Origin of the sequence: Blautia sp. HCP3S3_D9 (assembly GCF_052063845.1) — a bacterium.
In the GTDB taxonomy this organism is placed as follows: Bacteria; Bacillota; Clostridia; order Lachnospirales; family Lachnospiraceae; genus Blautia_A.
Genome location: NZ_JBQHWS010000055.1, coordinates 1 through 23,337 on the forward strand (window position 1 = coordinate 1; position 23,337 = coordinate 23,337).

Below are 23,337 nucleotides of genomic sequence, written 5' to 3' on the forward strand. Positions count from 1 at the left end.
TTTCCTGGTTGGTTTTTCCCATAGAATAAGTCCTCCTTAAAATATATTGGTTTTTCCCAGTATATCAATTGGTGGAGGAAATAGCACTACGCCTTCTTTTGAAGCACTTACAGAACATCATCCTGCACCTGATTGAGCATGGCCAAATTGACCGGACTGCTTTGGACTCCTGCTTAAAAACAAAAACAAGAAACCGTATAGATGAAATCCTCATGTCCGTAAATGGAACCCTCTCGGAACATCAAAAAGCATTTCTCAAAATCCTCATGAACCATTATGACTCCCTAAAAGAGCATCTTAATGAAATCGAAAAAGATCTCGAGCAAGATATGGAACCATTTACTCTGCAAGTTGAACAGTTGAATAGCATTTATGGGATAAGCACCACCGCTTCCTGTGCAATTATTGCTGAAATCGGTGTTGATATGAAACCATTTAAAACCGCAGAGCATATCTGTTCATGGGCTGGTCTGTGCCCCGGTAATAATGAAAGCGCCGGGAAACGAAAAAGCACATCTGTCACAAAAGGCAATCCCTACATAAAAAGTATGCTCTGTGAAATTGCCTGGGTAATTGCCGGAAAACGGAATACCTATCTTTCTGCCTGGTACTGGAGGATCAAACAGAAAAAAGGTGCGAAAAAAGCCATTGTTGCTCTTGCCAGGAAACTGCTTGTCATCATCTATACAATGCTAAAACAGGGAACTGTTTTTGACGAATCCTGTTTTGAGGTCAGGCGTAAAAACTGTGAGCAAAAGCAACTTTCCCGTTATATACGGGAATTGGAGAAACATGGTTATCATGTAGAAGCCCAAGGTTAGTCCATCTTTGTATCATTCATATTTCACTATTGGCAGCCAATATCGTGACTGCTTTTTTGCGATGCTTTCATAATTGTTGAAAACATTTGTTGTCAAGGTTCAGTTCTTGGATACGAGTTTTATTTTCGTAGCAAGGAACAACACAACCAGGGGCAACCTTGATTGCACTTAAATTGTACCTTTTCTAAACTCAGCTTTTTATGACCTCTCACGGCGGATTACCCGCCGTGCTACGGTGGGTTAAATTTTTTGCTTTAAGCGAATCAGTTGTCTAATCATCGAATCTATATCTTCTTCTGGTGTTGTCGGTTGAATTGAGCAACCCAATAGTATGTAGTCAGTACCCACTCCGAAAAAGATTCCTATCTCAATCAGCAGATCGATTGATAAACCCTGGAGCCCTCTTTCGAGCTTTCCAAGGTTACTTGTGCTGATATTAAGTTGTTCTGCCAGCTGCTCTTGCGTCAGCCCTTTTTGTTTTCTTAACTCGGCAATTCTCATGCCACTGTCTTTCTGATCGTAAAACATTGTTTTTCCTCCGAAATCTTGAAATTTGAAAAATCGAAATTCCAAGCTCGGAGGGGGCGAACGACAATGTTCAGATAAAAAAAGAAAAAGGGAGCAGCCGCCTTTGCTATCTGCAAAAGCGACCGCTCCCTGATGGTTATGCGGACACAAAATAAGAACCTCCGTAAGCTATGTTTCTAAGGCAAATTTGCTTTTGCCCGGAAACCATACTCTACCGAGGTTCTATGGATATTTTAGATTGTTATACAGTTGTTATAATCACGGGGGTTCCCGTTACATGAGAATTCTGACAGCGTTATATGGTTGTTATATGGCGAAAATCGTGTTTTATGATTGTCACACAGGTGTTATATGGTTGTTATATGGACAGTTTTTCGTTACGAAACAGGTTGGAAGGCTCTGTAATCTTAGCTTTTTTCAACGCTTCAACCAATTCGTAATATTCCTCATCGGTCAATGCTCGTTTAGCCGCTTCCAACTGAGTATCTGCCATTTCGTCTGCACCCAGATTAAACATGGCAACAATCAGCCAGTAATGCGCTTTTACATTGCCAGGAGCAACAGCCAGCGACTGTGCCGCATACTTATGAAGATTCTGATAGTCCTTGGCATCTTCAAGAGTTTTCAGAAGTTCGTTGACCACACCAGTATATCTCAGATCGTAATGAGATGCTGTCAGCATAATCCAATGCTCAGATTCAGCGCTTGCAAGCACCTTGCCCTTATACAGATCAACAGCTTGCTTCAAAATTTCTACTCTTGTAGATGTAGAACCTGTTTGCTGCGCCATGTTCCAGTATTTATCGAATAGCTGAAGGTCTGTCATAATATGAAGGTCTGGATTGAAACGGTATCCATTGGTGGTTGTTTCAATCAACTGATGAGGAGAAACCAATGCAAACGCCTGACGCAAACGGAATACCAAAGCTCTTAGGTTCTTTCCCGGATTATCAGATTCTGCTGCTTCCTCAGGCCAGATTGCTTCAGCAATCTCCATAGCCGGTATCGTGACTTTCTTATTCAAAAGCATATATGCCAGCAGACGACAACACTTAGGAGATTTCAAATCACCTTCACGAAGAACACCACTGGAGGTATAGATTTCCAGATCTCCAAACAGGTTAATGATGATGTCAGCATCGTTTTCGATGTTTTCAGGAGAGAACGACATCTTCATGCTTTGCATCAGCTTTTGCTCGTTTACGCAAGCCAGAACCACAAAGGCAAGCAGCTGAAGCATACTGCTTCTGGTCAGGTATCTCTGCGGATTTCTGATAACCAAGAATCCCATTGGGCGAGGTTTCACAGGAACCGCCAAAACGGATTTTGCCATTAACCTTTGATACACTGCATACTCACCTGGGAACTGCTCTCGTACTTCTTCCATATCCGGCACAACAATCGCTGTATTGTCGTGCATAGCAGTAACCCATCTATGAAGAAACTCAGCTGATTCAAATTCTTGTAAGAGATCAAGCGTTTTGTCGTTTGGGCTTGGATTATACCAGTGGGTAGGAGTCCACAATCCCAATTCCAGATCGACTTCAAGAAAGCCAATCCAGTCACCCTTATAGAAATCAAGAGCTGTTTTCATAACGCTCTGCATGATCCATGACGGGTCATCACTTTCGTGAACACCTGCTTCTAGTCTGCTTAAAGACTGTTCCAATTCCTGAGCATATTGTATGTATTGTTGTTGTTCGATTTCTTCAGACTTATGCTGAACAGGCTCGTTACTACCTATGAATCTTTTGAGCTTATTTAACATTGAAATTTCTCCTTTCCCCCAAAATGCACAAAGCTGCCAGACACGAAATGGCCTGACAGCTGGGTATCCAAAAGCTTTGCAACTGGCTGCCATTTTACAGGCCCTATAGCTTTGCGTCACTGGCTTTCACCAGTTTTGCCCTAACTCTCGGTCATTATTAAGTTGTGGTCGCACGGTTTTTGCGTAGAACCTTTTTGGTAGACTGAATAATCTCCAGGAACGCCTGAAGCTCGATATTATCACAGTCTTTCAGTTCTTCCGCAATTTTCTTATCATAAACGTGCTGTGTTTGCACTAAGCTGTCACATAACAGCTCATCCGTAGAAACAGACAAAGCATTAGCAATCTTTACGATAGTCGGTAGAGCCAGCTTGGTCTTTCCTGTCTCTATGTGGCTCACATAAGCACTATTCAGCCCAGCACGAAATGCAAGTTCTGCTTGCGGCCATCCTTTTGCGTTACGAGCTTCTCTTATACGTAGTCCGATTTGCACGTAATTCAATTCACTTACGCCCATCGCTCCGATCACCTCCAGTCTGTTTGATACTTTTATTCTAAGGTCATTTTGTCCAACTGTCGATTTGCCACGCAGTCATAATGACCTTGTAACAATATTTTCAGAAAAAATATTTTTGCTGTACGGTCATTTTATATATATTTTCGCAAAAAAGAAGCCCATAGCGATGCCTTCGCATCAACTACGGACTTCCTCATACAACATTACATCTTGATAACAATATTCAATTTATGTTCCGCATATTGTGCAGAAATTGTTCCACCCATGCGCTCGATCAGTAGCTTGGCAATAGACAATCCCAGGCCCGTTGAATTACGGCTGGATTCTACTGTATAGAATCGGTCAAATAATCTGCCGACAGTTACAGCATTTAGGTTGTGCGCCGTATTGCTGAATGTAACGCAACCATTCTTATCCATGACTACAGACAAATCGCCATCAGAGTATTTCAGCGCATTGCTGATGATGTTAGAGAAAATTCGGTTGATTGCACCTGTATCCAGTTCACGGAAAACTGGTTCTTCTGGCAATTTGATTTCCGGTTGGATGCCTTTCTCTTGCATAACCGCATAGAAAGATAGCAGACTTTCCTCCAGCGCCCGGACAACATCCATGTGTTCCAATTTCAGATCCTGCGAAGATGTGACCACACTGTATCGGAACAATTCTTCGGTCAAATTCTTCAAAACCTCGGTTCTGTTTTTAATTTGGGAAAGATAACGCTGAACATTCTCGCTCTTTTCCTCACGCTCCAACAGGTCAAGATAACCGTTAATTGCGGTCAGCGGGGTTCTCAGGTCATGGGAAATATTTGTGACAGCTTCTTTCAGTTCCAAATCGCCCTGTTGGTAACGATGGCGTTCCTTGCGGAGCAGACGAAGCTGCACATTGATGTCTGCCGCCAACTTTCGCATATACGGGTCACGGGTGGAAATATCAATGAGAGTATTGGTGTCTACTGTCAATCGGTCACGGAACGCTTCTGCAATCTCCTGTGCCGATTTGCGCAGGAAATAGACCTTTGCAACAAGCACAAAGATAATCAGAAGCAATATTCCGATGATGATTAACAGCAGATGTTCCATAACAGTCCTCTTATTTTATATCTTTTTTCTTGAATAGTGATACGCCTGCGGCAGTGGTCACAATAGATACACATAACTGACAAATTATCGCCAGCGGACTAAATACACCTTCCGAACGGGCGATATTCAAGCCTTGCGTAGATGGAATACAGGCTTCTACAAAAGTGTACACTGTTCGAACAGTCCCTCGAATATAATTGCTATTGGGAATGCCTTCCTGACGCAAATAGCTGCCATCCTCCTGCATAATCATACGAGTAGTGAACTCCGGTTCCTGCAAAGCACTGTAGACGTACAAGCCCCCAATAATAATTACCAGAGCGAACACAAAACTAATGATCAAACTTCGGGATTTATTGCTGTCCTGCATAGCAATGAATGTGAAAACAGCGGAATAACACAGGAGCATGACTATTGCAGTGGGAATACGCCATCCCACAGGAGCAAGTGCCTCCCACATCAATCCACCAAGGAATGGTAAGCCAACAACAACAGATGCCGCAATATGCGTAATCGTAAACAGGACACTGGATGTGACTACGACGATCAAGTTCGTCAAATAAATACTGTTTCGGGTACATCCAACATTCAATTTATTGCGAATCGTCCCTTGATCGTATTCCGAACCAATATAAAAAGCGCTGAACACCGCCATGATAGCCCCTACAATAACCAATCCGATAAAGAAATAGTAGTTACCGCTGGCAAGATACCAGTTTTCTCCGATATTCTTCGTGTTGATAATTGCCAGAATGTAGAATACTGCACCTGCAATAGCAGAGAGAGCTTCCAATACCCAAAAGATTTTGCTTCTCCAAAGTCGTGAGAAGTTGGCAGATAATAGTTTTCTCATAGCTGCCACCTCACTTAATATCTTTCCTGCGGAACAGCATACTGCCCACAAGCAATGTCACAGCAGTAAATACAACACTCAAAGAAATCGCACGGACAGGATACTCAATGGCAACATCACTCAGCAGAAGTGCCTGTCCAGTAGGAAGTAATTCCAAAGCCACTTCACATACAGTGCGAGTCGCACCGGACAGATACAACGGATTCGGTGTCGGTTCCATTTCCACAAACTGATTACCTACAATCGTCATTCCCGTGTGCATCTCTGGCTCACTCAGTCGGTCATATAAAGCGGAAGCAGCCATTACAAGAATGATAAATACCGCAAATGTGTAGATGATGGTCATTGCCTTATTGGAAGAAAGACTGCCTATCACGGTATAGAGAGCCGCAAAAGAGACAGCAAAGCCAACTGCTACAAAAATGCAGCCAATAAATTTAGATACCTCCATCTCTAATGGCCCAATCAATCCAAAAAGTAGCCCACTGCTCAGTAGCCACACCACAGTTAGAACGATTGACGCAAATGCACAGGAAATAAAATTAGATAAGAATATCTCATCTCGCTTATGTCCGATACATAATTTGTTGCGAATGGTTCCTTCGGAAAACTCAGTCCCCAAGAACATACTAATCAGTAAGGCAAGAAATGCTCCGATGAGCGGTGCCTGATTGAAATAGTATTCGTCCAGACTCACGGCATAACCACTGGCCGCCATTGTCTCAAAAGAACCAACGCTATTGAATACATTTCCAAGAGATAGAATCACGACGATTCCCAGAACGCACCATGAAAACCGATCTTTACTGAAACGATGAAAGTTTGCTGTAATCAACTTACGCATTGCTGCCACCTCCCACAAGGGAGATATAGTAGCTCTCCAGACTTTCGTCCTTTTCCTGCATGGAAAGCACTTCGCAGTTTTCTTTTGCCAGTGCAACGGTCAGTTGGGTTACGTTGATTTTTGCGAATACATCGGCGGTTGTTGCGGAAATGATCTTATATTCCAGATTCATGGAATCCAGAACACGAGCCAGAGCTGCGGTGTCGGTCACTTCCATGCGGACGCATTTGCGGCAGGCTGCGTCCAACTCCTCTGCGCTCAATTCCTTTACCATGCGGCCGTTGTCGATGATACCGTAATGAGTAGCCAGACGGGAAAGCTCATCCAGAATGTGACTGGAAATCAGAACAGTGATCTGTCTTTCACGGTTCAGCTTCAAAATCAACTCACGCATTTCCACGATGCCCTGCGGATCAAGACCGTTTACAGGTTCGTCCAGAACAAGGAAGTCAGGATCACCGGTCAATGCGATGGCGATACCCAGACGCTGCTTCATGCCCAGGGAAAAGTTCTTTGCTTTTTTCTTTCCGGTGTTCTCCAAGCCCACCAGCTTCAGAAGTTCAGGAATACCCTCATAGGACGGCAGACCGAGAATCAGATACTGCTGCTTCAGATTTTCTTCCGCAGTCATATCCATGTAGATGGACGGTGTTTCCACCACGGCACCCATGCGGCGACGGGATTTGATAATATCCTTGCTGTCATTGCGGATGCCATACAGCGTGAAATCGCCAGAAGTCGGCTCCTGCAATCCGCAGATCAGTCGGATCAGGGTTGTCTTACCAGCGCCGTTCTTTCCCACGAAGCCATAGATAGAGCCTTTGGGAACGTTCATGGTAAGACCGTTCAGAGCCTGAAAGTTTTTATACTTTTTTGTCAGGCTGTTTGTTTGCAAAATATAGTTCATAGTGTGTTACCTCCTTTGATGACCCAAGTTTACAAAACAAAAGTCAAGAAAGTGGTCAAGAAAAACGTCAAGATTTCGTCAAGATTTTTGATCAGTCATTATATACATACGCAGAATTTCAGCCAAAGGTTCATTTCAACCTCTATCAATCAAAAAGCGTTCCAGATAAAGCAAAAAGCAAATACGCAGCCCCAAGCGTTACCTGTTTTCTTTTTTACTATTAACATTCCGTATATTGCAATGAATGTGGTAATTATTTCTACAATTCCCCAAAAAGAAGTGCTAAATGGGTGAAATAGTATACATACGATTGCGCAAATAGCAGCTCCATAATCTAACCATTGATTTGTGGTAGGATACCTCTTATTGATTTTGTCGCAAATAACAACATAATTAAATCCTTCAAAAAATCCCCATACAAGAATGGTGAAAGTCAGATAGATAAGGTAGTTGCAGTGATGCCCGATGGCAGAGTTGGTTCTCCATGCGGTGCATGCCGGGAATATATGATGCAATTAGATAAAGATAGTGGAGAAATTGAAATTCTGCTCGACCTTGACAATCAGAAAACGGTTAAATTAAAAGATTTAATCCCTGATTGGTGGGGAACACATAAATTTACAGAATAATCGAGAAAACTCAATTAATTAAACTGAATATTTGACCTGCTCTCCTTGTGAGGGCAGTTTCTTTTTATCAAAATCGCCCCTAATAGCAATGGGAATGAGCATCACAAAAATGTTCCTGATTTTTATAAATATTTAACGAGCCGAAGAAGAAATGCGTTTGTCTTATCAGTTTTTCGCATTCAGCCTATACGCCATATATACTTAAAGTTACTACTAACTAAATTAAAGATATATTCTCTTTTCTCGGTTGGTATATAACTTTCAGTCTTACTCTGCTCAGTATTATTACTTGCGAGTTTTAAGGAGACTCAGCGCTTATTTTTGGCACAGTTAAAACATACAGCTTTGCAGGTTTGCCTTTACCCTGATATTTACGACGAAGCAGATTATGTTTTTCAAGCTCACGCTGTAACCTGGTTGCTTTATCGTGTCCGCAACCGAGCATTTCACTTGTCTCGGCAATGGTGTAAAAGATAAAGACCTCACCATTTTTATCACACCAACCGTTTATTGCGGATAACTGCATCCTGTCGAGCATTAATCCGTAAAGCAACTTTGCCTCTGCAGATAAATCCTTATACTCATCTGTAAACAGCACCTTCGGCATTTTGAAGAATGATTCATTATCCACAATCTTTCACGCTCCTTTTTGATACATAGTTGCAGGATATAACCACAGCTCTGAAACTCTGCTTACAGCTGTTGACACATCTTCTGCAAAGCTCGTTATAACAGATTCTGTTTCGTTCATTCAGAAACAGGCTCCATTCTGATTTTTTACTTTTTGTCATTCTAGGAATAACTATCACACTCCTTTTTTACTGTAGTTTTTTGGGTTGATTTTTGATGATTATTTCGTCTGTAATGAGTTTTATTTTGTTGGTATGGTAATTTCATTAACTACATATCAAAAGCCTCTTTTTTGCCGTTTCACCCGAAATAGTTCCTGCCCCGGAATCTCACCGCGGTGTTGCCTCGCTCATATCATCGCAAAGTCGTATCACTTTCGGACGGTCATTCAGTTGTCAAGATGCACGAGAGAAAATATCCCTCAAGGGGTGACTTTTAAAACACCGATTTTTGTACGTTTTTTCAAAACTTTTTTCAAAAAGTTGAAAGTTTGTAGCGTTGCACAAAAACGCCCTTCACTTGGTAGGCATTTTGAAAGCCTGAAAAAACGACTTTTTTTGAAACTTTTTTATTTTCGTTTAAATTGCACAACAAAAAAAGCCGTCACATAGACAGCACAAATAGCGGGAGGACATTTCATCCTCTCGCACAGTTTGCACTGAAACTATGTAACGGCTTAAACTTTAAGCTCTGATTGCCCGTATGTTACTAACCGAGTATCGGACTATACTTTTTCGGTCAGATAATATGTGTTGGCATGCAGCCAATAAGTAAAAAATATGTGTTTCAGTTTGTATTCAGTTGTAAGGCAAATACATTATTTACCAATTTACTATTATAAAGAACATTTGTTTATTTGTCAATAACCTTCCCGAAAAAGAAAAGATGGTGTCGTTTTTTTCGATACCACCTAAAAAAATCAACAATTTAGAGTATGTGATTTAAACAGAAAATAATAATTCAGTTATCTTTCTACACAAGTTTTAGACAGCATTATTAAATTTCTTTCTGACAAATATTTTACATAAAAATTCGATACATATATTTTTAGAGTATTTTTAGTATTTTAAGTAAAATAGATATGTAGATTATTGATTTTTTGTTTTAGAAATGTTATTATAATAATGGTAGTTTATCGTATTTTGTAATTATATTTCTCGAAAGGTATTGATGATATGAAAAATAAAAACACAATAATTATCACTGAAGAAATGATAAATTCGGACCCATACGGTTATACATATAAAGAAATTTGTGATTGCGTTGGAGAAAAAAAAGCTCGATCGCTTATGCATGCCCTTTATAAGGAAAAGCCCCAAAAGAAATATCAAACAATGAGCATTAATGATATTTATAATGGCGGTGACACAAGAAAATACTCTTTCAAATTAAAGGATGGTTACTGCGTTGAAACTGTTTGCATAAAGAGAAAAACAGGTGTAACTGTATGTGTTAGTACAATGGTAGGATGTCCTGTCGGTTGTATTTTTTGTGCATCTGGAAGTAATGGATTTATAAGAAATTTAACTCCTTCCGAAATTGTGCAACAAGTAACATTACTGAAGGAAAAAGTCAACAGAATTGTATATATGGGAATGGGTGAACCATTTTTTAATTATGATAATGTAATTAAGTCAATTCATATACTAAGAGATAGAAATGGGCTTAATTTCCCCACAGATGGAATTAATATTTCGACAGTAGGTCCTTTAGAACAATTAAAAAAAATAAGAGAAGAACATCTGAAGATACAACTCACCCTCTCTCTTCATGCAACAAATCAAAGAACAAGAGATATAATTATACCTCACATGAAAGGTTATGACATAAATAAGATTGTTGAATCTGTTTTATCATATTCGGAAAGACATAACAGAAAAGTAACAATTGCTTATTTATTGATTCCTGGTCTAAATGATAAAGCAACTGATGTACGTCAATTAGGAAGATGGTTTCGTGAGAAAAATGTTTTGATAAATCTTTTGCAATATAATGATACCGCAAATTGCAATATTAACAGGCCAAACAAACAACAATTAGTTGCATTTAAATTGCGACTTGAAGCGGCTGGTTTAGAAGTAAAAATGAGAGAATCACGAGGTAATAACATCAAAGCTGCCTGCGGTCAGTTGGTTAGTAACACAAACGAGAAGAATAAGCAACACAATTCAATGGGGAAGGATTTAGGTTTTCACAATCGTTCAAAAAGCAAGAAAGAGAATCCTAAAAGCAAGCACAAAAATACATTTTCTAAAATTAATTACAAAACAAAACACTAAATTAACCGTATTTTGTTTGTGATGCATAGGCGATCTGTTTTTTTGTCTATCAACAATTAGAGTTACAAGGAATCTATTATGGAATATAAATGTTTATCCGATTTTTTGTTTAAATCTCTGTCCGAGATAAGTATTGGTGAATAAAAATATTCCTATAGGTAGGATAATTATCGACAAAGAAATTTTCTCTGGAGTGGGAAAAGCAGACCAAAGTATGCTATAATGCAATAAAATAGTTATACAAACTTGAATTTGAGGAGGTGATAAGATGACAGCATATATGAGATTAAGATAATACCGCGAGTTGTGTTGCGGTACATCCGTATTACATAACTCGCTTTCGGGCAAGAATGTAATAATGGAGGATGTCATGAATAAAATTATTAGATTTAATGACAGCGAAAAGCTTTTTCGTTGTCCAATATGTAAACGAAAGTTAAAGATGGTAGGCAATAGTTTGCTGTGTAGTAATAAGCATTGTTTCGATATTTCTAAATTAGGATATGTGAATTTTGCATTAAATCAAAAGCAATCTAAGCATTATAGCAGAACTTCTTTTGAAAGCAGAATGGATATTTTAGAAAAGGGATACTATTCACATATTCTTACGGAGATAACACATATATTGAGCAAGCTTGAAAACATAACAACTATTCTTGATGTCGGATGTGGTGAAGGATATTATTCTAGAAAAATCAAAGAACTATTTCAAGCAGATATAGTTGCTTTTGATATTTCAAAAGATGCCATTTCCCTTGCTTCAAAAAGAGACGGTAGTAAGTCTATAAAGTGGTTTGTGGGTGATTTGGAAAATATGCCAATTAGAGACCACTCAGTAGACTGTATACTGGACATATTTACACCAGCTAATTATTTGGAGTTCAATAGAGTTCTGACGGATAGCGGCTATATTGTAAAGGTTATTCCTGGGAATAAACATCTGATGGAGTTCAGAAACATTGCAAAAGAACATTTGAAAAATCAAGAGTATTCCAATGAGAATGTGATTAACTTATTCAAGAAGCAGTATTCTGTTATTTACCAAAAAAGAGTTTCAGAATCATATGAAATGCCGTTAGAGGATATTAAAATTTTTGCAGACATGACCCCACTGCTCTTCCATGTAGATAAAACTGAGATTGATTTCAAAAAGCTAAAAACTTTGACGATTGATGCAGAGATATTTGTGGGAAGTCTATAACGCTTGAAACTTTCAGTTTGACGGAGCAACAAATTCCAATTTGTTGAACTGAATAGCACATACTGACCGATAGGAACAAGGATGAAATATACCTTGTTCCTTTTCGTTTACCCAGGGCATTCATAGAAAATGAATAAACAGGTCAGTTATGCATACCAACACTTATCTCGGACAGAGACTTGTTTAAAGGAGAAAATAAAAATATTAATATAAGTGTGAGCAAAAATAGTCCAGTTAATGCCTCCTTAAGTTTGGATGGATACAAACATTCAATGGTTCAAATAATAGCATTAACTATTGCACTCAAAATGAAGACTGTTATTGTTAATCCACCTATAGTAAGTGATACATATGTTTTTATCGCAATAATAAATGAACTAGGTGGTACTGCAAAAATATATAACAAACGTTTGTTTATTGACGCAAGTACCATATGTAATGCCAACATTCCTTTCTTTTTAGGAAAGTGTATTCATGGTTCTATGTATTTGTGCCCGGCGCTATTAATTGCATTAGGAAAATTTGAATATTATGGTTCTGGAGGTTGTCAAATTGGTGATTCGATAGATTCACATAATAGACCATTTTCTCATATTGCTTCAGTGATTGAATGTTTTAATCACAAAATAAGTATAGAATCTAATAGAATAATAGGTAATTTTGGTGACAATAGCGATATAACCGAGTTAGATATAAAAAATTTTTCATACTCTAGCGAAGATTTGAGTGGACCGCTTGTAGGAGGGGCCACTAAAACGGCATTACTTTTATCTGTTAACAAACAAAAATTTATCATAAAAAATCCATATTTAAAAACGGATGTCTATGATATGATTGATTTTTTGCGCTTAATAGGTAAAAAAATTGACATCTCTGATAATTCTATTGTCTGCAGTGGAAATGTTATGGCTTCTTCCAATCAGTATATTGAATTTAATCTAACTCAATGCATAAGTGAAATTATAACATATTCCACGTTAGCTTTAATAAATAATACAAATTTGACATTTTTAGATTTAAACAAGAAAACAATTTCGCTAACTTTAAAACCTGAGATAGATATTCTATTGGCAATGGGAGTATCTATAAAATGGGAAAGAAACAATTTACATATACAAAAAAAGGGCGATATCAAAGGCTTAAACATTGAAGTAACCCCTACAACCATCCAAAGTGATCATCAACCTTTTTTTGTTCTGCTTTCTTTATATGGTTCAACTGATTGCTACATCATTGTAATAACTCCGTTTTTCCTGGTGCAAAAAACTTACCAGAGAATCAAGCAATTTTTGAATATTACGATTTAATGCTTCAAAGTATCTCTTCGTACTCTTTTCAAGCCATGGCCCACTTAGATTTTCCTCGAAGGTATTTTGATAGTTGGGAAATTCCTGAAAAAACAATTAATTCAATCCTTGAGCTAATGATAAAGAAAGAGATTTTATTAGAGATTAATACCTCTTCAATTTCTAATGACTGTACAGAACCATTGCCATCATATAATATTATAAAAAAATATATTGAGTTAGGCGGAAAAAAAGTTGTGTTAGGGTCAGATGCACATAATTGTTCGTTTTTAGGCAATGGATACGATTGTATTAGAAAAAACCTGCCTCTAGAATTAGAAATCGGGTATTTTAAAAACCGTGAATTTGTTGGGATAAATTCAAACACTTTTGAATAGAAAATTGTTTGTAATTTTATTTTAGATTTTGGTGAGTTATAACTGAATATAAAATCAATTCTGATGGAACTCTTACCTTAACAGTTGCCATGTTGTCAACAGATCTGAAGACGGACTGTCTATTTGCGCATGAAGTTACTGTACGTCCATTAGAGAATGGGAGGTTCCAATATGTAGGAAACAAAGTAACTTACCAGACGGAATATGGTTTGCCTTTCTGTGAGCCACGAATAACGTGGAACGAACGCTGATAATCCTATCCTGGAAATAATCTAAAAATTGACAAAAATAAAGCTGGCAGTTTTGAAACTGCCAGCTTTATTCTATCTTCTACTATAAGCACTACTGTGTTTCACGATTCGCAGGTGTTCTTAATGTAATCGCATACACAGTTTCCGCTTTTTCATCGATTATGCTTCCGTCGTAATATACAACAATTTCGTCGCCACTCGATAAATCCAAATAACTGTCCTTAAGTTCCACATCTAACGATACTTGGATATTTGGATGGTCAGAATATATTGCATCATCGTCATTGACATTGACCAGAACATATTCATCCGTTACTACCTCAACTGTTCCAACGAATGATGGTTCATTCCCTATGACGTAATTCATACTTTTTGAACAACCTGCTAATGAAATCATCAGTAACACCATTACAAGCATGCTAAAAAATTTTTTCATCACTCCTCACCTCCTTTTTTCATAATTCCTTATCTCTAAGCAGTAAAATATTCGGTCGGTCAAGCCACCCAATACTGTGTTGCGGAAATCCAAGTAGAACCAGAATTGCAAAGATAGAATTTAAGTGTCGTATCATTCCAACCATCTACAACTCTCATATAACTACCGCCAGAATTATATGCTCGATAACCTACACAAATCACCCAATGCCAATCAACAATAGCATTTGCTAATAGGATACCACAAGGACGATCATTTCCGATTGCAGTCTGAATACCAGAGAAACTACCAACAGAACTAGTCTTTAACGTATAACCACGATCAGTGAAATATTCTTTTGCTTCATCGGCAATAGTCATAACCGGACCATTGCCAACAATCTTGTGAACAGCAACAAATGTATCATAGACAGAAGAATTGATTTTCAGATTTGAATAACCGCAATTTGCAAAGTACAATGCAAAATTTGTAACCGCAGTGGCACCACAGTGGTTTTTTGCAATCGAACTAAATTCACCTGTGGTTGCCCAATCTGTGGATGCTGCATTTGCAACCATATCCCAATCATATGTACCGGAGGGCATATCTCCCCAATCAATAAAACCGTAATCACCATCGCTACACACACTGGCATCAGACTGAACAAATTGTCTAAGCTGTGCCAATTGAGCAACGGCGGCATAATTGGCTTCTTCCAAAACAGGATAATAGTCATACAAGTCAGAACTTGCATTAACAGTTCTGGCTTTTACATTGGCAGAGTAAACCTCTGTGGGGTTATTATAAATAATATGTGGGTTGCTTTCAACTTTCAAAATGTCATCAATAAGCTGATTTACACCCTCACCAAACTCAATCACGGATGGATTTTCGATGTTGTTGTTTACAACAGCATAGCCTGTCGGCTCGAAAGACACGTAATAGGCAACGATCTCACCAAATGCATTGTAAAGCGGAAGCACATCATTCTCAGTTGCGCCCGATACAAGAATATCATTTGCAATGTCAGGAGCATTCAACATGGAACTGGCAATGAGTAATGCATCAATTTCTTCAATGGAATTGTCAATCAGCGACACTTCATCGTTTGCATCAATTTCTGCCGCAAACGCAGAAACGCTCATGGAGAAAGCCATAATTACGGCGAGCATCAAGCAAATAATCTTTTTCATAACGTGTTCTCCTTTCATTCATATGGTGTGGAATATCTATGAACCCATATTAACAAAACATTGGAACCCTCTCCTTATTTATGGTTTAACTATAATAACGATTGAGGGTACTAATTTTGGACAGAGGGAAACAATTATTTTAAGAAACTTTTGAAGTTCACAAATTGGCAAGCAGTGTAAACCTGTACAGGTTCACTCATTTTCTCGATTTTCCCTTCGGTGCAATCTTCGCAAATTTGCTTGTTGGGGAAGCATCCCCAATCCCCTTTGAACATCATCTGCCGATGATGGCTACACGATTTTCAATCGTTTCTCAAAGAACAGTAGAATAAAAATTTGCCCATGGTTGAAAGCACCGAAATCGAAAAGCAAAAAAGCAGCCACGATCCGCACCCTTTGGGGAGTGCAGACCGTGGCTTTTTGCTTTAACGGAAGTTCTTCTTTTCCTCTTTCTCTTTCTCTTTTTCCTGCTCTTTCTGCCTGTCGATATTCAAAATCGTTTCAACCGTCCGTTTGGCAATCAGCAGTTCTTCTTTCTCTTTTCTGATCTGACGGTACTCAGCGTAGTCCTGCTTTTTCTGGACTGCCAGCTGATGAAACTCCTCATACAATGATTGCATGGACGGGAGCTTTGTAATCTGCAATTCATCAAAGGCTTGCTTCGCCGCTTTATGAATTGTGATTTCCTGACGGTGTTCTTCAAAGAATTTTTTGCTATATCCAGACTTGCGGTACTCGATATAAATTTGCCTTGTGTTGCGATAATTTTTGATGTGCTGCTGCAACGCCTGAACCTCAACCATACGTTTCTCTGCGACCTTGATAGAATCAGAAAGCGCATCGAACCGGGCAGACAGATTTTCAATATGAGCAGTCAGATCGTCGTAGTTGCCCAAGCCTTTTTCTTTCAGTAGGATTACCGTTCGGGTATAATGGTATCGTAATTTAAGACACTTCAAGAGACATTTCTTAATGAATCTGATATACTGTAAACACTACAGAAAGAAGGATTTTTATTATGTCTCGAACAAGAAGAAATTTCTCAGCCAAATTCAAATCAGAATTAGTGATTGAACTGCTCAAAGGAGAAAAAGACTTAAATACAATCGCAACCGAAAACAATATTCAGCCGAATCTTCTTCGCAACTGGAAGAAGGAGTTCCTCGATAAAGCATCCGTGGTTTTTGATGACACACGAGAGGATAATCTGAAAGAAAAACTCGCTTTAGAGCGCAAGGAAAAAGCTGAATATGCGAAAAAAGTTGGCCAGCTCACCATGCAGGTGGATTGGTTGAAAAAAAAATCTGAAGAAACACTTGGACCTGACTACGAGAGTAAATTTAGTCCAAAACCTTTTGAAGACTAAAGAACTTCCAGTTAAAACAGGAGCTGCGCTTCTTGATATCAATCGTACCAGTGTTTATTACAAGGGCACGCCCATATCTCAGGAGGAGTTAGATTGCAAATCGATCATAGATCGATTACACACGGATAACCCGGCCTGGGGAGCACGACAGCTGTCTGCTCAACTGAAGAAGCGTGGGCATCAGGTTGGCCGCCGGAAAACGCGCCGTTATATGAATGAAATGGGGATTGATCCAATCTATCCAAAAATGAACCTTTCTAAACGTATGCAACAGGCTAAAGTCTGCCCGTATCTGCTACGAAACACTGTTATCGACCGTCCTAATCAGGCATGGTCAATCGACATTACATACATCCCCATCAAGCATGGATTCCTGTATCTGACCGCTGTGATCGACTGGTACAGCCGCTGTATCGTTGGCTGGGAAGTCGATGATACTCTAGATACCAGAATGGTCATAACTGCGTTAAAAAAGGCGTTTATGGTAGCAAAACCTGTTATCCTGAATTCGGATCAGGGCTGTCAGTTCACAAGCAATGAGTACATGAACTTTCTCAAAGAGAACCAGATCCGTCAAAGCATGGATGGTAAAAGTCGCTGGGCTGACAATATCATGATCGAACGATGGTTCCGGAGTTTCAAGTACGAGGAAGCATATCTGACCCAATACAACAATATCCGAGAAGCAAGGAAGGCTATTGGGAAATACGTGCATACATACAATTTTGAACGTTGTCATTCAGCACTCAATAATCAGACACCGGCATCCTGCTATTATCCAATCCTGTTACTGGATGATCATGCAGCCTAAGGGGGGATTTTCTCCCCTACTCAGTTACATATATCAGTTCATTATAAAATGCTTAGATTTTTGTCTTGACAACTGAACCACTATAAAGCTTTTATGTTTATAATAATGGGGATTTAAAACGTAAAGATAATACACTGCAGTTTACAAATTATGAAGGTGAGAAAAGGGATATACCAATAGAACGAATATCAGATATTTATGTAATGTCGGAAATGTCGTTTAACACAGCATTTATTAATTACATTTCACAATATGGGATTTCGATTCATTTTTTTAACTATTATAATTTTTATACAGGAAGTTATTATCCAAGAGAAAGCCTGTTGGCAGGCCAGTTATTAGTAAAACAGGTTGAAAATTATACAGATTATGAAAAAAGAATGACACTTGCAAGAAAGTTTATAGAAGCTGCAGCAGATAATATTTACAGGAATTTAAGATATTACAATGGAAGAGGAAAAGATGTAGCAGAATACCTTAAAGATGTGAATTCCTTGCGAAAACAGATTGGAAGAACAAGTACAATAGAAGAACTGATGGGAGTGGAGGGAAACATTAGAAGAAGATATTATGCTGCATGGAATGTAATTGTAAATCAGGAAATAAAATTCGAAAAAAGAGTTATGCATCCACCGGATAATATGATTAATTCATTGATTTCGTTTGTGAATACATTGATTTATACAAAGGTTCTCAGTGAGATTTATCATACACAATTAAATCCAACAATCAGTTATTTGCATGAACCTGGTGCAAGGAGATTTTCGCTTAGTCTGGATATTGCAGAGGTATTCAAACCATTGATAGGAGATAGACTAATCTTTTCATTATTAAACAGAAACCAGATTACAGAGAATAGCTTTACGAAAGAATTAAATTTTCTGCATTTAAAGAAGGATGCTTCAAAGTTGATCGTTTCAGAGCTTGAAAAACGGTTGAAACAGACGGTAATGCATAAAGATTTAGGACGACAGGTTTCTTATCAATATTTATTGCGACTGGAATCATATAAACTGATAAAGCATTTAATCGGAGAAAAAGAATATGAAGGTTTTAGGATATGGTGGTGAAATAAAAAATGTATGTAGTATTAGTATATGACGTAAGCCAGGAAGAAAATGGTGCGAGACGTTGGTCAAGAATTTTTAAAATATGTAAAAAATATCTGACACACATTCAAAATTCGGTATTTGAGGGTGAACTATCAAAGGCACAGTTAGCACAATTGCAAAAAGAATTGAATGAATATATAGACAAAGAACTAGACTCAGTAATCATCTTCAAATCTCGTCAGGAAAAATGGTTAGATAAAGAATTCTGGGGCCGAAAGGACGATCTGACAAGCTTTATATTATAATTGTCGATATCCAATACAGCTAAAAACCAGGGAGGTCGACAATGGTTGATTTATCAATAAAAAAGAGTTATAAAGAGGAACTTTTTCATTTTTTATGAGGTTCTAAAATCAATACGATGACAAGGTCGACAGAAAGTGGTAAAATTATAGCTATATTATAAGGCAATAATGGATATGGGTATTAATAGAAACATTGTGGAATGTAAAGTAGTATCCTCCTTATGCTATGCCTGCTGCCGGTACCTGTATTAATAGAAACATTGTGGAATGTAAAGTTCGAAATTCTCCACGTATTCAATAGGTTCAAGTTCTCGTATTAATAGAAACATTGTGGAATGTAAAGAATGTATCCGATAGAGTGTAAGCATACTCCGTACATCGTATTAATAGAAACATTGTGGAATGTAAAGCATTGTCTAATAATGTATGGAAGGGTAAGTTTAACTGTATTAATAGAAACATTGTGGAATGTAAAGTCAGATTATAATTCTTGTATAACTCTCCTATATCTTCGTATTAATAGAAACATTGTGGAATGTAAAGCAGGATAAGGATAAACCTATAATGGAATGAAAGGAAGTATTAATAGAAACATTGTGGAATGTAAAGCACTTTCAGAAATTTCTGTAATCGACGGTGCATATCCGTATTAATAGAAACATTGTGGAATGTAAAGTAATTTTTCATTACAGTGCTATTAATCTCTGCCGGGGTATTAATAGAAACATTGTGGAATGTAAAGTATGGAAATCCTTGAAGGATATCTTCACTGATTCAGTATTAATAGAAACATTGTGGAATGTAAAGTCGACTACGGAGAATCCTTTAAAATGATGAATCTTGTATTAATAGAAACATTGTGGAATGTAAAGTGATGTTGAGCCACCGAACACGAACTCTATGTCTGGTATTAATAGAAACATTGTGGAATGTAAAGGAGTTACGGACAGATCGACAATTCCAGGGTCAACGCCGTATTAATAGAAACATTGTGGAATGTAAAGGGGGTACTGGGGCTTGCAGCAGCAATCCTTGGCGTAGCTGGTAGTATTAATAGAAACATTGTGGAATGTAAAGCTATAGCACAGTTGGATGTCTCAGTGTGTCTCAGCTCGCGTATTAATAGAAACATTGTGGAATGTAAAGTAATTTGAGCTAACATGATACTAAGTTCTCCGATTGGTATTAATAGAAACATTGTGGAATGTAAAGAGCGGTAATCCTTTTTCGCCCTCCGGGCTGCTGTCCGTATTAATAGAAACATTGTGGAATGTAAAGATGAGTATGTTGAAATGGCAAATAGGGGCGAAATGAGGTATTAATAGAAACATTGTGGAATGTAAAGTTCATTTTTTATGAGGTTCTAAAATCAATACGATGAGTATTAATAGAAACATTGTGGAATGTAAAGTCATTTATCACCCCTTAACGCCTGAACAGCATTCAGTATTAATAGAAACATTGTGGAATGTAAAGGAAGAAATCCGAAACATTCAGCAGTCTGCTATTCGTATTAATAGAAACATTGTGGAATGTAAAGTAGCTATTAAGGTATTGGGTTAGCGGCTATACTCTGTATTAATAGAAACATTGTGGAATGTAAAGTAATATAATCTCCTTTATTGTGTATTTACATCAATCGTATTAATAGAAACATTGTGGAATGTAAAGGAATGTTTTCGAGGCATACCATGTGACTGGAGCCTAAAGTATTAATAGAAACATTGTGGAATGTAAAGCTTATTGAGCATGGATTGACAAAGCAGGAAGCACATGTATTAATAGAAACATTGTGGAATGTAAAGGTCTTTCTCCAGACGGAAGATGCCGCCGATCAGCTTGTATTAATAGAAACATTGTGGAATGTAAAGAAACATGTACCACAACATTTATCGAAAGAGGTGATATGTATTAATAGAAACATTGTGGAATGTAAAGACAGGCACATATATTCTCTGTATAGATGGTCATGTGGTATTAATAGAAACATTGTGGAATGTAAAGTATGCATAGATGAAAGAGTAATAGGTGCATTTACAGTGTATTAATAGAAACATTGTGGAATGTAAAGTCCGCTATAGAATCAAAGAACGGTTTTACATGTTCGTATTAATAGAAACATTGTGGAATGTAAAGCAAAGCCAGCATCAGACGTATTAGCCGGATAGTCTCCGTATTAATAGAAACATTGTGGAATGTAAAGTAAAAGTAATATAAAACATAAACACTATATGGATTGGTATTAATAGAAACATTGTGGAATGTAAAGGAAGCAATTCCACCTTTTTGGCCATTTCTCACTGGTATTAATAGAAACATTGTGGAATGTAAAGAAGTGTGGAAAACAAGTAGAGCAGTTGACTTCTAAGTATTAATAGAAACATTGTGGAATGTAAAGATTAAATTCTTTTTCTGAACCTGTTAGGGCTAATACCGTATTAATAGAAACATTGTGGAATGTAAAGTGAGTTATATAAAGATGATTCTGATTATTTACGTTGTATTAATAGAAACATTGTGGAATGTAAAGTAAGGAAATCAATGGTTAACTGTTCATTTGTGACTTCCGTATTAATAGAAACATTGTGGAATGTAAAGCGGAACTGTCAGCCCCTGTGCGATCATAACGTAGAAAGTATTAATAGAAACATTGTGGAATGTAAAGCCCCAACCCCGCCAATCACTGACGGCGGTGATGAGGTATTAATAGAAACATTGTGGAATGTAAAGTTCTTCACTTGTTAAGTCAATGTTAATTTCCTCGTGTATTAATAGAAACATTGTGGAATGTAAAGAAATGTCTGGGTTCGATGTTTCTGATAATGCGATTTGTATTAATAGAAACATTGTGGAATGTAAAGATAAAATAAATGGAAAAATATATATTGGGAAAACCTGTATTAATAGAAACATTGTGGAATGTAAAGGTAGTTGCGGCAGTGCTGCCATATATCAATGGTCTTGTATTAATAGAAACATTGTGGAATGTAAAGAGGTAAATTATCACATAGAAAAAGAATTCGATTCTGTATTAATAGAAACATTGTGGAATGTAAAGAAAGAGCAACAAAAGGCAGCGCAGGATATGACTTTGGTATTAATAGAAACATTGTGGAATGTAAAGACTGCTGTAGTAAAAGCACCTGTTAACGCTTCGCGTATTAATAGAAACATTGTGGAATGTAAAGAAAGACATATATGACCGTCTCCCTGTGTGTTAGGATAGTTGTCAGTGAAGGTTGAAAATTTTTGTGGTAGTATATAAGAATCTATTACAGGAAGGGGTCTTCACATGAACTACAGTCCAGAACTCAAGGAAGCCTTACTCAGAAGGATGCTTCCTCCGAACAACGAATCAATCACAAAGATATCCAAGGAAGAAGGAATATCAGAACAGACTCTTCGTAACTGGCGGAATAAAGCCAGAGCGGAAGGAATCGCAGCTCCCGGCAAAGAGGCAACCCCGGATAACTGGAGCACACAGGATAAATTTCTAATTGTTGTTGAAACAGCAAGCATGAATGAAACTGAGCTTGCTGAATATGCCCGCAAGAAAGGACTTTATGTTGAGCAGATCAAAGCATGGTGTGATGCCTGCATGAATGCCAACGGTGGAGTTGCCAAAGAGGCAGCCAGGTTAAACAGGGAGCTTAAAGAGTCCGAAAAGGAACGCAAAAAGCTCGAAAAAGAACTGGCAAGAAAGGAAAAAGCTCTTGCCGAAACAGCGGCTCTTCTCGTTCTGAGAAAAAAAGCCGATGCGATCTGGGGGGATCCCGAGGACGAATGATCAGCGCCTCAGACCGCGAAAAAGCAATCATGCTGATCAATGAAGCCGTATCTTCGGGATCATCATTAACTAAGGCCTGTAAAGAGCTTGGAGTGGATGCACGCACTTATTACAGATGGATCCATCTGAAAAAAGAAACAGGAGCCTATGATGATCTGCGCCCAAAAACGGAACGAAAGGAGCCTGCCAATAAGTTATCACCAGAAGAAAGAAAAAGAATCATTGCTAACTTCCCATGTTTTTCCTACTCAAACCAAAACGCGCCATCAATCACATGCTGTGAATGATGGCGCTAACTGTTTATTGCTAACTTCTCATTATTTTCCTACTCAAACACTTAAAACTCTGATAAATACTGAGTTGTTCGTAATTTTGTTGGTGGATAAATGAGTAGGTATGTTTACTTAGCAA

At 38.0% G+C, this 23,337-nt stretch carries 22 protein-coding genes, 2 pseudogenes, 1 CRISPR repeat array and 1 riboswitch; of the genes and pseudogenes, 13 read left to right on the forward strand and 11 right to left on the reverse strand.

Features of this window, described 5'->3' with window-relative positions:
* Window positions 1-110: 110 nt before the first annotated feature.
* Window positions 111-821 (forward strand): annotated as a pseudogene (locus ACTNES_RS11615) (IS110 family transposase); the annotation flags it as partial.
* Between the two features lie 240 nt (window positions 822-1,061).
* Here ACTNES_RS11615 and ACTNES_RS11620 read toward each other — a convergent pair.
* From ACTNES_RS11620 to ACTNES_RS11650, 7 genes are all read right to left on the reverse strand, one after another.
* The gene (locus tag ACTNES_RS11620) at window positions 1,062-1,349 is read right to left on the reverse strand and encodes a helix-turn-helix domain-containing protein (protein ID WP_171332339.1); all 288 of its coding nucleotides are present in this window, start codon (window positions 1,347-1,349) and stop codon (window positions 1,062-1,064) included.
* A gap of 358 nt (window positions 1,350-1,707) precedes the next feature.
* Entirely contained in the window at window positions 1,708-3,117 is a 1,410-nt protein-coding gene (locus tag ACTNES_RS11625; protein ID WP_427758033.1) for an AfsR/SARP family transcriptional regulator, read from the reverse strand.
* Between the two features lie 74 nt (window positions 3,118-3,191).
* A riboswitch (cyclic di-GMP riboswitch) is annotated at window positions 3,192-3,267 on the reverse strand.
* A gap of 7 nt (window positions 3,268-3,274) precedes the next feature.
* Entirely contained in the window at window positions 3,275-3,610 is a 336-nt protein-coding gene (locus ACTNES_RS11630) for a helix-turn-helix domain-containing protein (RefSeq protein ID WP_441039350.1), read from the reverse strand.
* Between the two features lie 227 nt (window positions 3,611-3,837).
* A complete protein-coding gene (locus tag ACTNES_RS11635) occupies window positions 3,838-4,719 on the reverse strand; it encodes a sensor histidine kinase (RefSeq protein WP_221400432.1) in 882 nt (293 codons plus the stop codon).
* A 10-nt stretch (window positions 4,720-4,729) separates the two neighbouring features.
* Window positions 4,730-5,572: an ABC transporter permease subunit gene (locus ACTNES_RS11640; protein WP_171332344.1), complete on the reverse strand. Its 843-nt coding sequence runs from the start codon at window positions 5,570-5,572 to the stop codon at window positions 4,730-4,732.
* 10 nt (window positions 5,573-5,582) lie between these two features.
* Window positions 5,583-6,416 (reverse strand): ABC transporter permease, encoded by an 834-nt coding sequence (locus tag ACTNES_RS11645; protein ID WP_171332345.1) that lies wholly within the window; start codon window positions 6,414-6,416, stop codon window positions 5,583-5,585.
* Window positions 6,409-7,323, reverse strand: a complete 915-nt coding sequence (locus ACTNES_RS11650; RefSeq protein ID WP_171332346.1) for an ATP-binding cassette domain-containing protein — start codon at window positions 7,321-7,323, stop codon at window positions 6,409-6,411. Before ACTNES_RS11650 ends, ACTNES_RS11645 begins: the two co-directional genes overlap by 8 nt.
* Before the next feature lie 458 nt (window positions 7,324-7,781).
* Here ACTNES_RS11650 and ACTNES_RS11655 point away from each other — a divergent pair, with 458 nt between their 5' ends.
* The gene (locus ACTNES_RS11655; RefSeq protein ID WP_330589700.1) at window positions 7,782-7,952 is read left to right on the forward strand and encodes a cytidine deaminase; all 171 of its coding nucleotides are present in this window, start codon (window positions 7,782-7,784) and stop codon (window positions 7,950-7,952) included.
* Window positions 7,953-8,250: 298 nt separating this feature from the next.
* Here ACTNES_RS11655 and ACTNES_RS11660 read toward each other — a convergent pair whose 3' ends face one another.
* Window positions 8,251-8,583 carry a replication initiator protein A gene (locus tag ACTNES_RS11660; protein WP_311736401.1) on the reverse strand — a complete coding sequence of 111 codons (333 nt, stop codon included), beginning with the start codon at window positions 8,581-8,583 and terminating at the stop codon, window positions 8,251-8,253.
* 1,174 nt (window positions 8,584-9,757) lie between these two features.
* Here ACTNES_RS11660 and ACTNES_RS11665 point away from each other — a divergent pair.
* The 5 genes from ACTNES_RS11665 to ACTNES_RS11685 all read left to right on the forward strand — a co-directional run bounded on the left by ACTNES_RS11665 (window position 9,758) and on the right by ACTNES_RS11685 (window position 13,997).
* Window positions 9,758-10,861 carry a 23S rRNA (adenine(2503)-C(2))-methyltransferase RlmN gene (locus tag ACTNES_RS11665; protein ID WP_118408992.1) on the forward strand — a complete coding sequence of 368 codons (1,104 nt, stop codon included), beginning with the start codon at window positions 9,758-9,760 and terminating at the stop codon, window positions 10,859-10,861.
* Between the two features lie 370 nt (window positions 10,862-11,231).
* On the forward strand, window positions 11,232-12,062 hold the full coding sequence (locus ACTNES_RS11670) for a methyltransferase domain-containing protein (RefSeq protein ID WP_083655179.1): 831 nt from the start codon (window positions 11,232-11,234) through the stop codon (window positions 12,060-12,062).
* A gap of 179 nt (window positions 12,063-12,241) precedes the next feature.
* On the forward strand, window positions 12,242-13,369 hold the full coding sequence (locus ACTNES_RS11675; RefSeq protein WP_208335841.1) for a hypothetical protein: 1,128 nt from the start codon (window positions 12,242-12,244) through the stop codon (window positions 13,367-13,369).
* On the forward strand, window positions 13,369-13,746 hold the full coding sequence (locus ACTNES_RS11680) for a hypothetical protein (protein ID WP_209345886.1): 378 nt from the start codon (window positions 13,369-13,371) through the stop codon (window positions 13,744-13,746). The genes ACTNES_RS11675 and ACTNES_RS11680 overlap by 1 nt, the downstream gene beginning before the upstream one ends.
* Before the next feature lie 38 nt (window positions 13,747-13,784).
* Window positions 13,785-13,997, forward strand: a complete 213-nt coding sequence (locus ACTNES_RS11685; protein ID WP_221400448.1) for a DUF6070 family protein — start codon at window positions 13,785-13,787, stop codon at window positions 13,995-13,997.
* Between the two features lie 91 nt (window positions 13,998-14,088).
* On the opposite strand, the gene ACTNES_RS11690 is transcribed toward ACTNES_RS11685, so the two are convergent.
* From ACTNES_RS11690 to ACTNES_RS11700, 3 genes are all read right to left on the reverse strand, one after another.
* Window positions 14,089-14,433: a hypothetical protein gene (locus tag ACTNES_RS11690; protein ID WP_171332420.1), complete on the reverse strand. Its 345-nt coding sequence runs from the start codon at window positions 14,431-14,433 to the stop codon at window positions 14,089-14,091.
* Window positions 14,434-14,492: 59 nt separating this feature from the next.
* Window positions 14,493-15,605 (reverse strand): hypothetical protein, encoded by a 1,113-nt coding sequence (locus ACTNES_RS11695; protein WP_171332421.1) that lies wholly within the window; start codon window positions 15,603-15,605, stop codon window positions 14,493-14,495.
* Window positions 15,606-16,030: 425 nt separating this feature from the next.
* Window positions 16,031-16,501, reverse strand: coding sequence for a hypothetical protein (locus tag ACTNES_RS11700; protein WP_441039342.1), 471 nt, complete (start codon window positions 16,499-16,501; stop codon window positions 16,031-16,033).
* Window positions 16,502-16,623: 122 nt separating this feature from the next.
* Between ACTNES_RS11700 and ACTNES_RS11705 the strand changes: the two genes are divergently transcribed.
* The 6 genes and pseudogenes from ACTNES_RS11705 (at window position 16,624) to ACTNES_RS11730 (ending at window position 23,213) form a co-directional block, all read left to right on the forward strand.
* On the forward strand, window positions 16,624-16,971 hold the full coding sequence (locus ACTNES_RS11705) for a transposase (RefSeq protein ID WP_071143926.1): 348 nt from the start codon (window positions 16,624-16,626) through the stop codon (window positions 16,969-16,971).
* A complete protein-coding gene (locus tag ACTNES_RS11710; RefSeq protein ID WP_441039344.1) occupies window positions 16,961-17,782 on the forward strand; it encodes an IS3 family transposase in 822 nt (273 codons plus the stop codon). Before ACTNES_RS11705 ends, ACTNES_RS11710 begins: the two co-directional genes overlap by 11 nt.
* 104 nt (window positions 17,783-17,886) lie before the next feature.
* Window positions 17,887-18,852 (forward strand): annotated as a pseudogene (gene cas1b / locus ACTNES_RS11715) (type I-B CRISPR-associated endonuclease Cas1b); the annotation flags it as partial.
* 8 nt (window positions 18,853-18,860) lie between these two features.
* Window positions 18,861-19,139 (forward strand): CRISPR-associated endonuclease Cas2, encoded by a 279-nt coding sequence (gene cas2 / locus ACTNES_RS11720; RefSeq protein WP_118510786.1) that lies wholly within the window; start codon window positions 18,861-18,863, stop codon window positions 19,137-19,139.
* A gap of 178 nt (window positions 19,140-19,317) precedes the next feature.
* A CRISPR array of direct repeats spans window positions 19,318-22,327; the repeat unit is 30 nt; unit sequence GTATTAATAGAAACATTGTGGAATGTAAAG.
* Window positions 22,328-22,431: 104 nt separating this feature from the next.
* The gene (locus tag ACTNES_RS11725; protein WP_441039346.1) at window positions 22,432-22,926 is read left to right on the forward strand and encodes a transposase; all 495 of its coding nucleotides are present in this window, start codon (window positions 22,432-22,434) and stop codon (window positions 22,924-22,926) included.
* The gene (locus tag ACTNES_RS11730; protein WP_441039348.1) at window positions 22,923-23,213 is read left to right on the forward strand and encodes a helix-turn-helix domain-containing protein; all 291 of its coding nucleotides are present in this window, start codon (window positions 22,923-22,925) and stop codon (window positions 23,211-23,213) included. The genes ACTNES_RS11725 and ACTNES_RS11730 overlap by 4 nt, the downstream gene beginning before the upstream one ends.
* The last annotated feature ends 124 nt before the right edge of the window (window positions 23,214-23,337 follow it).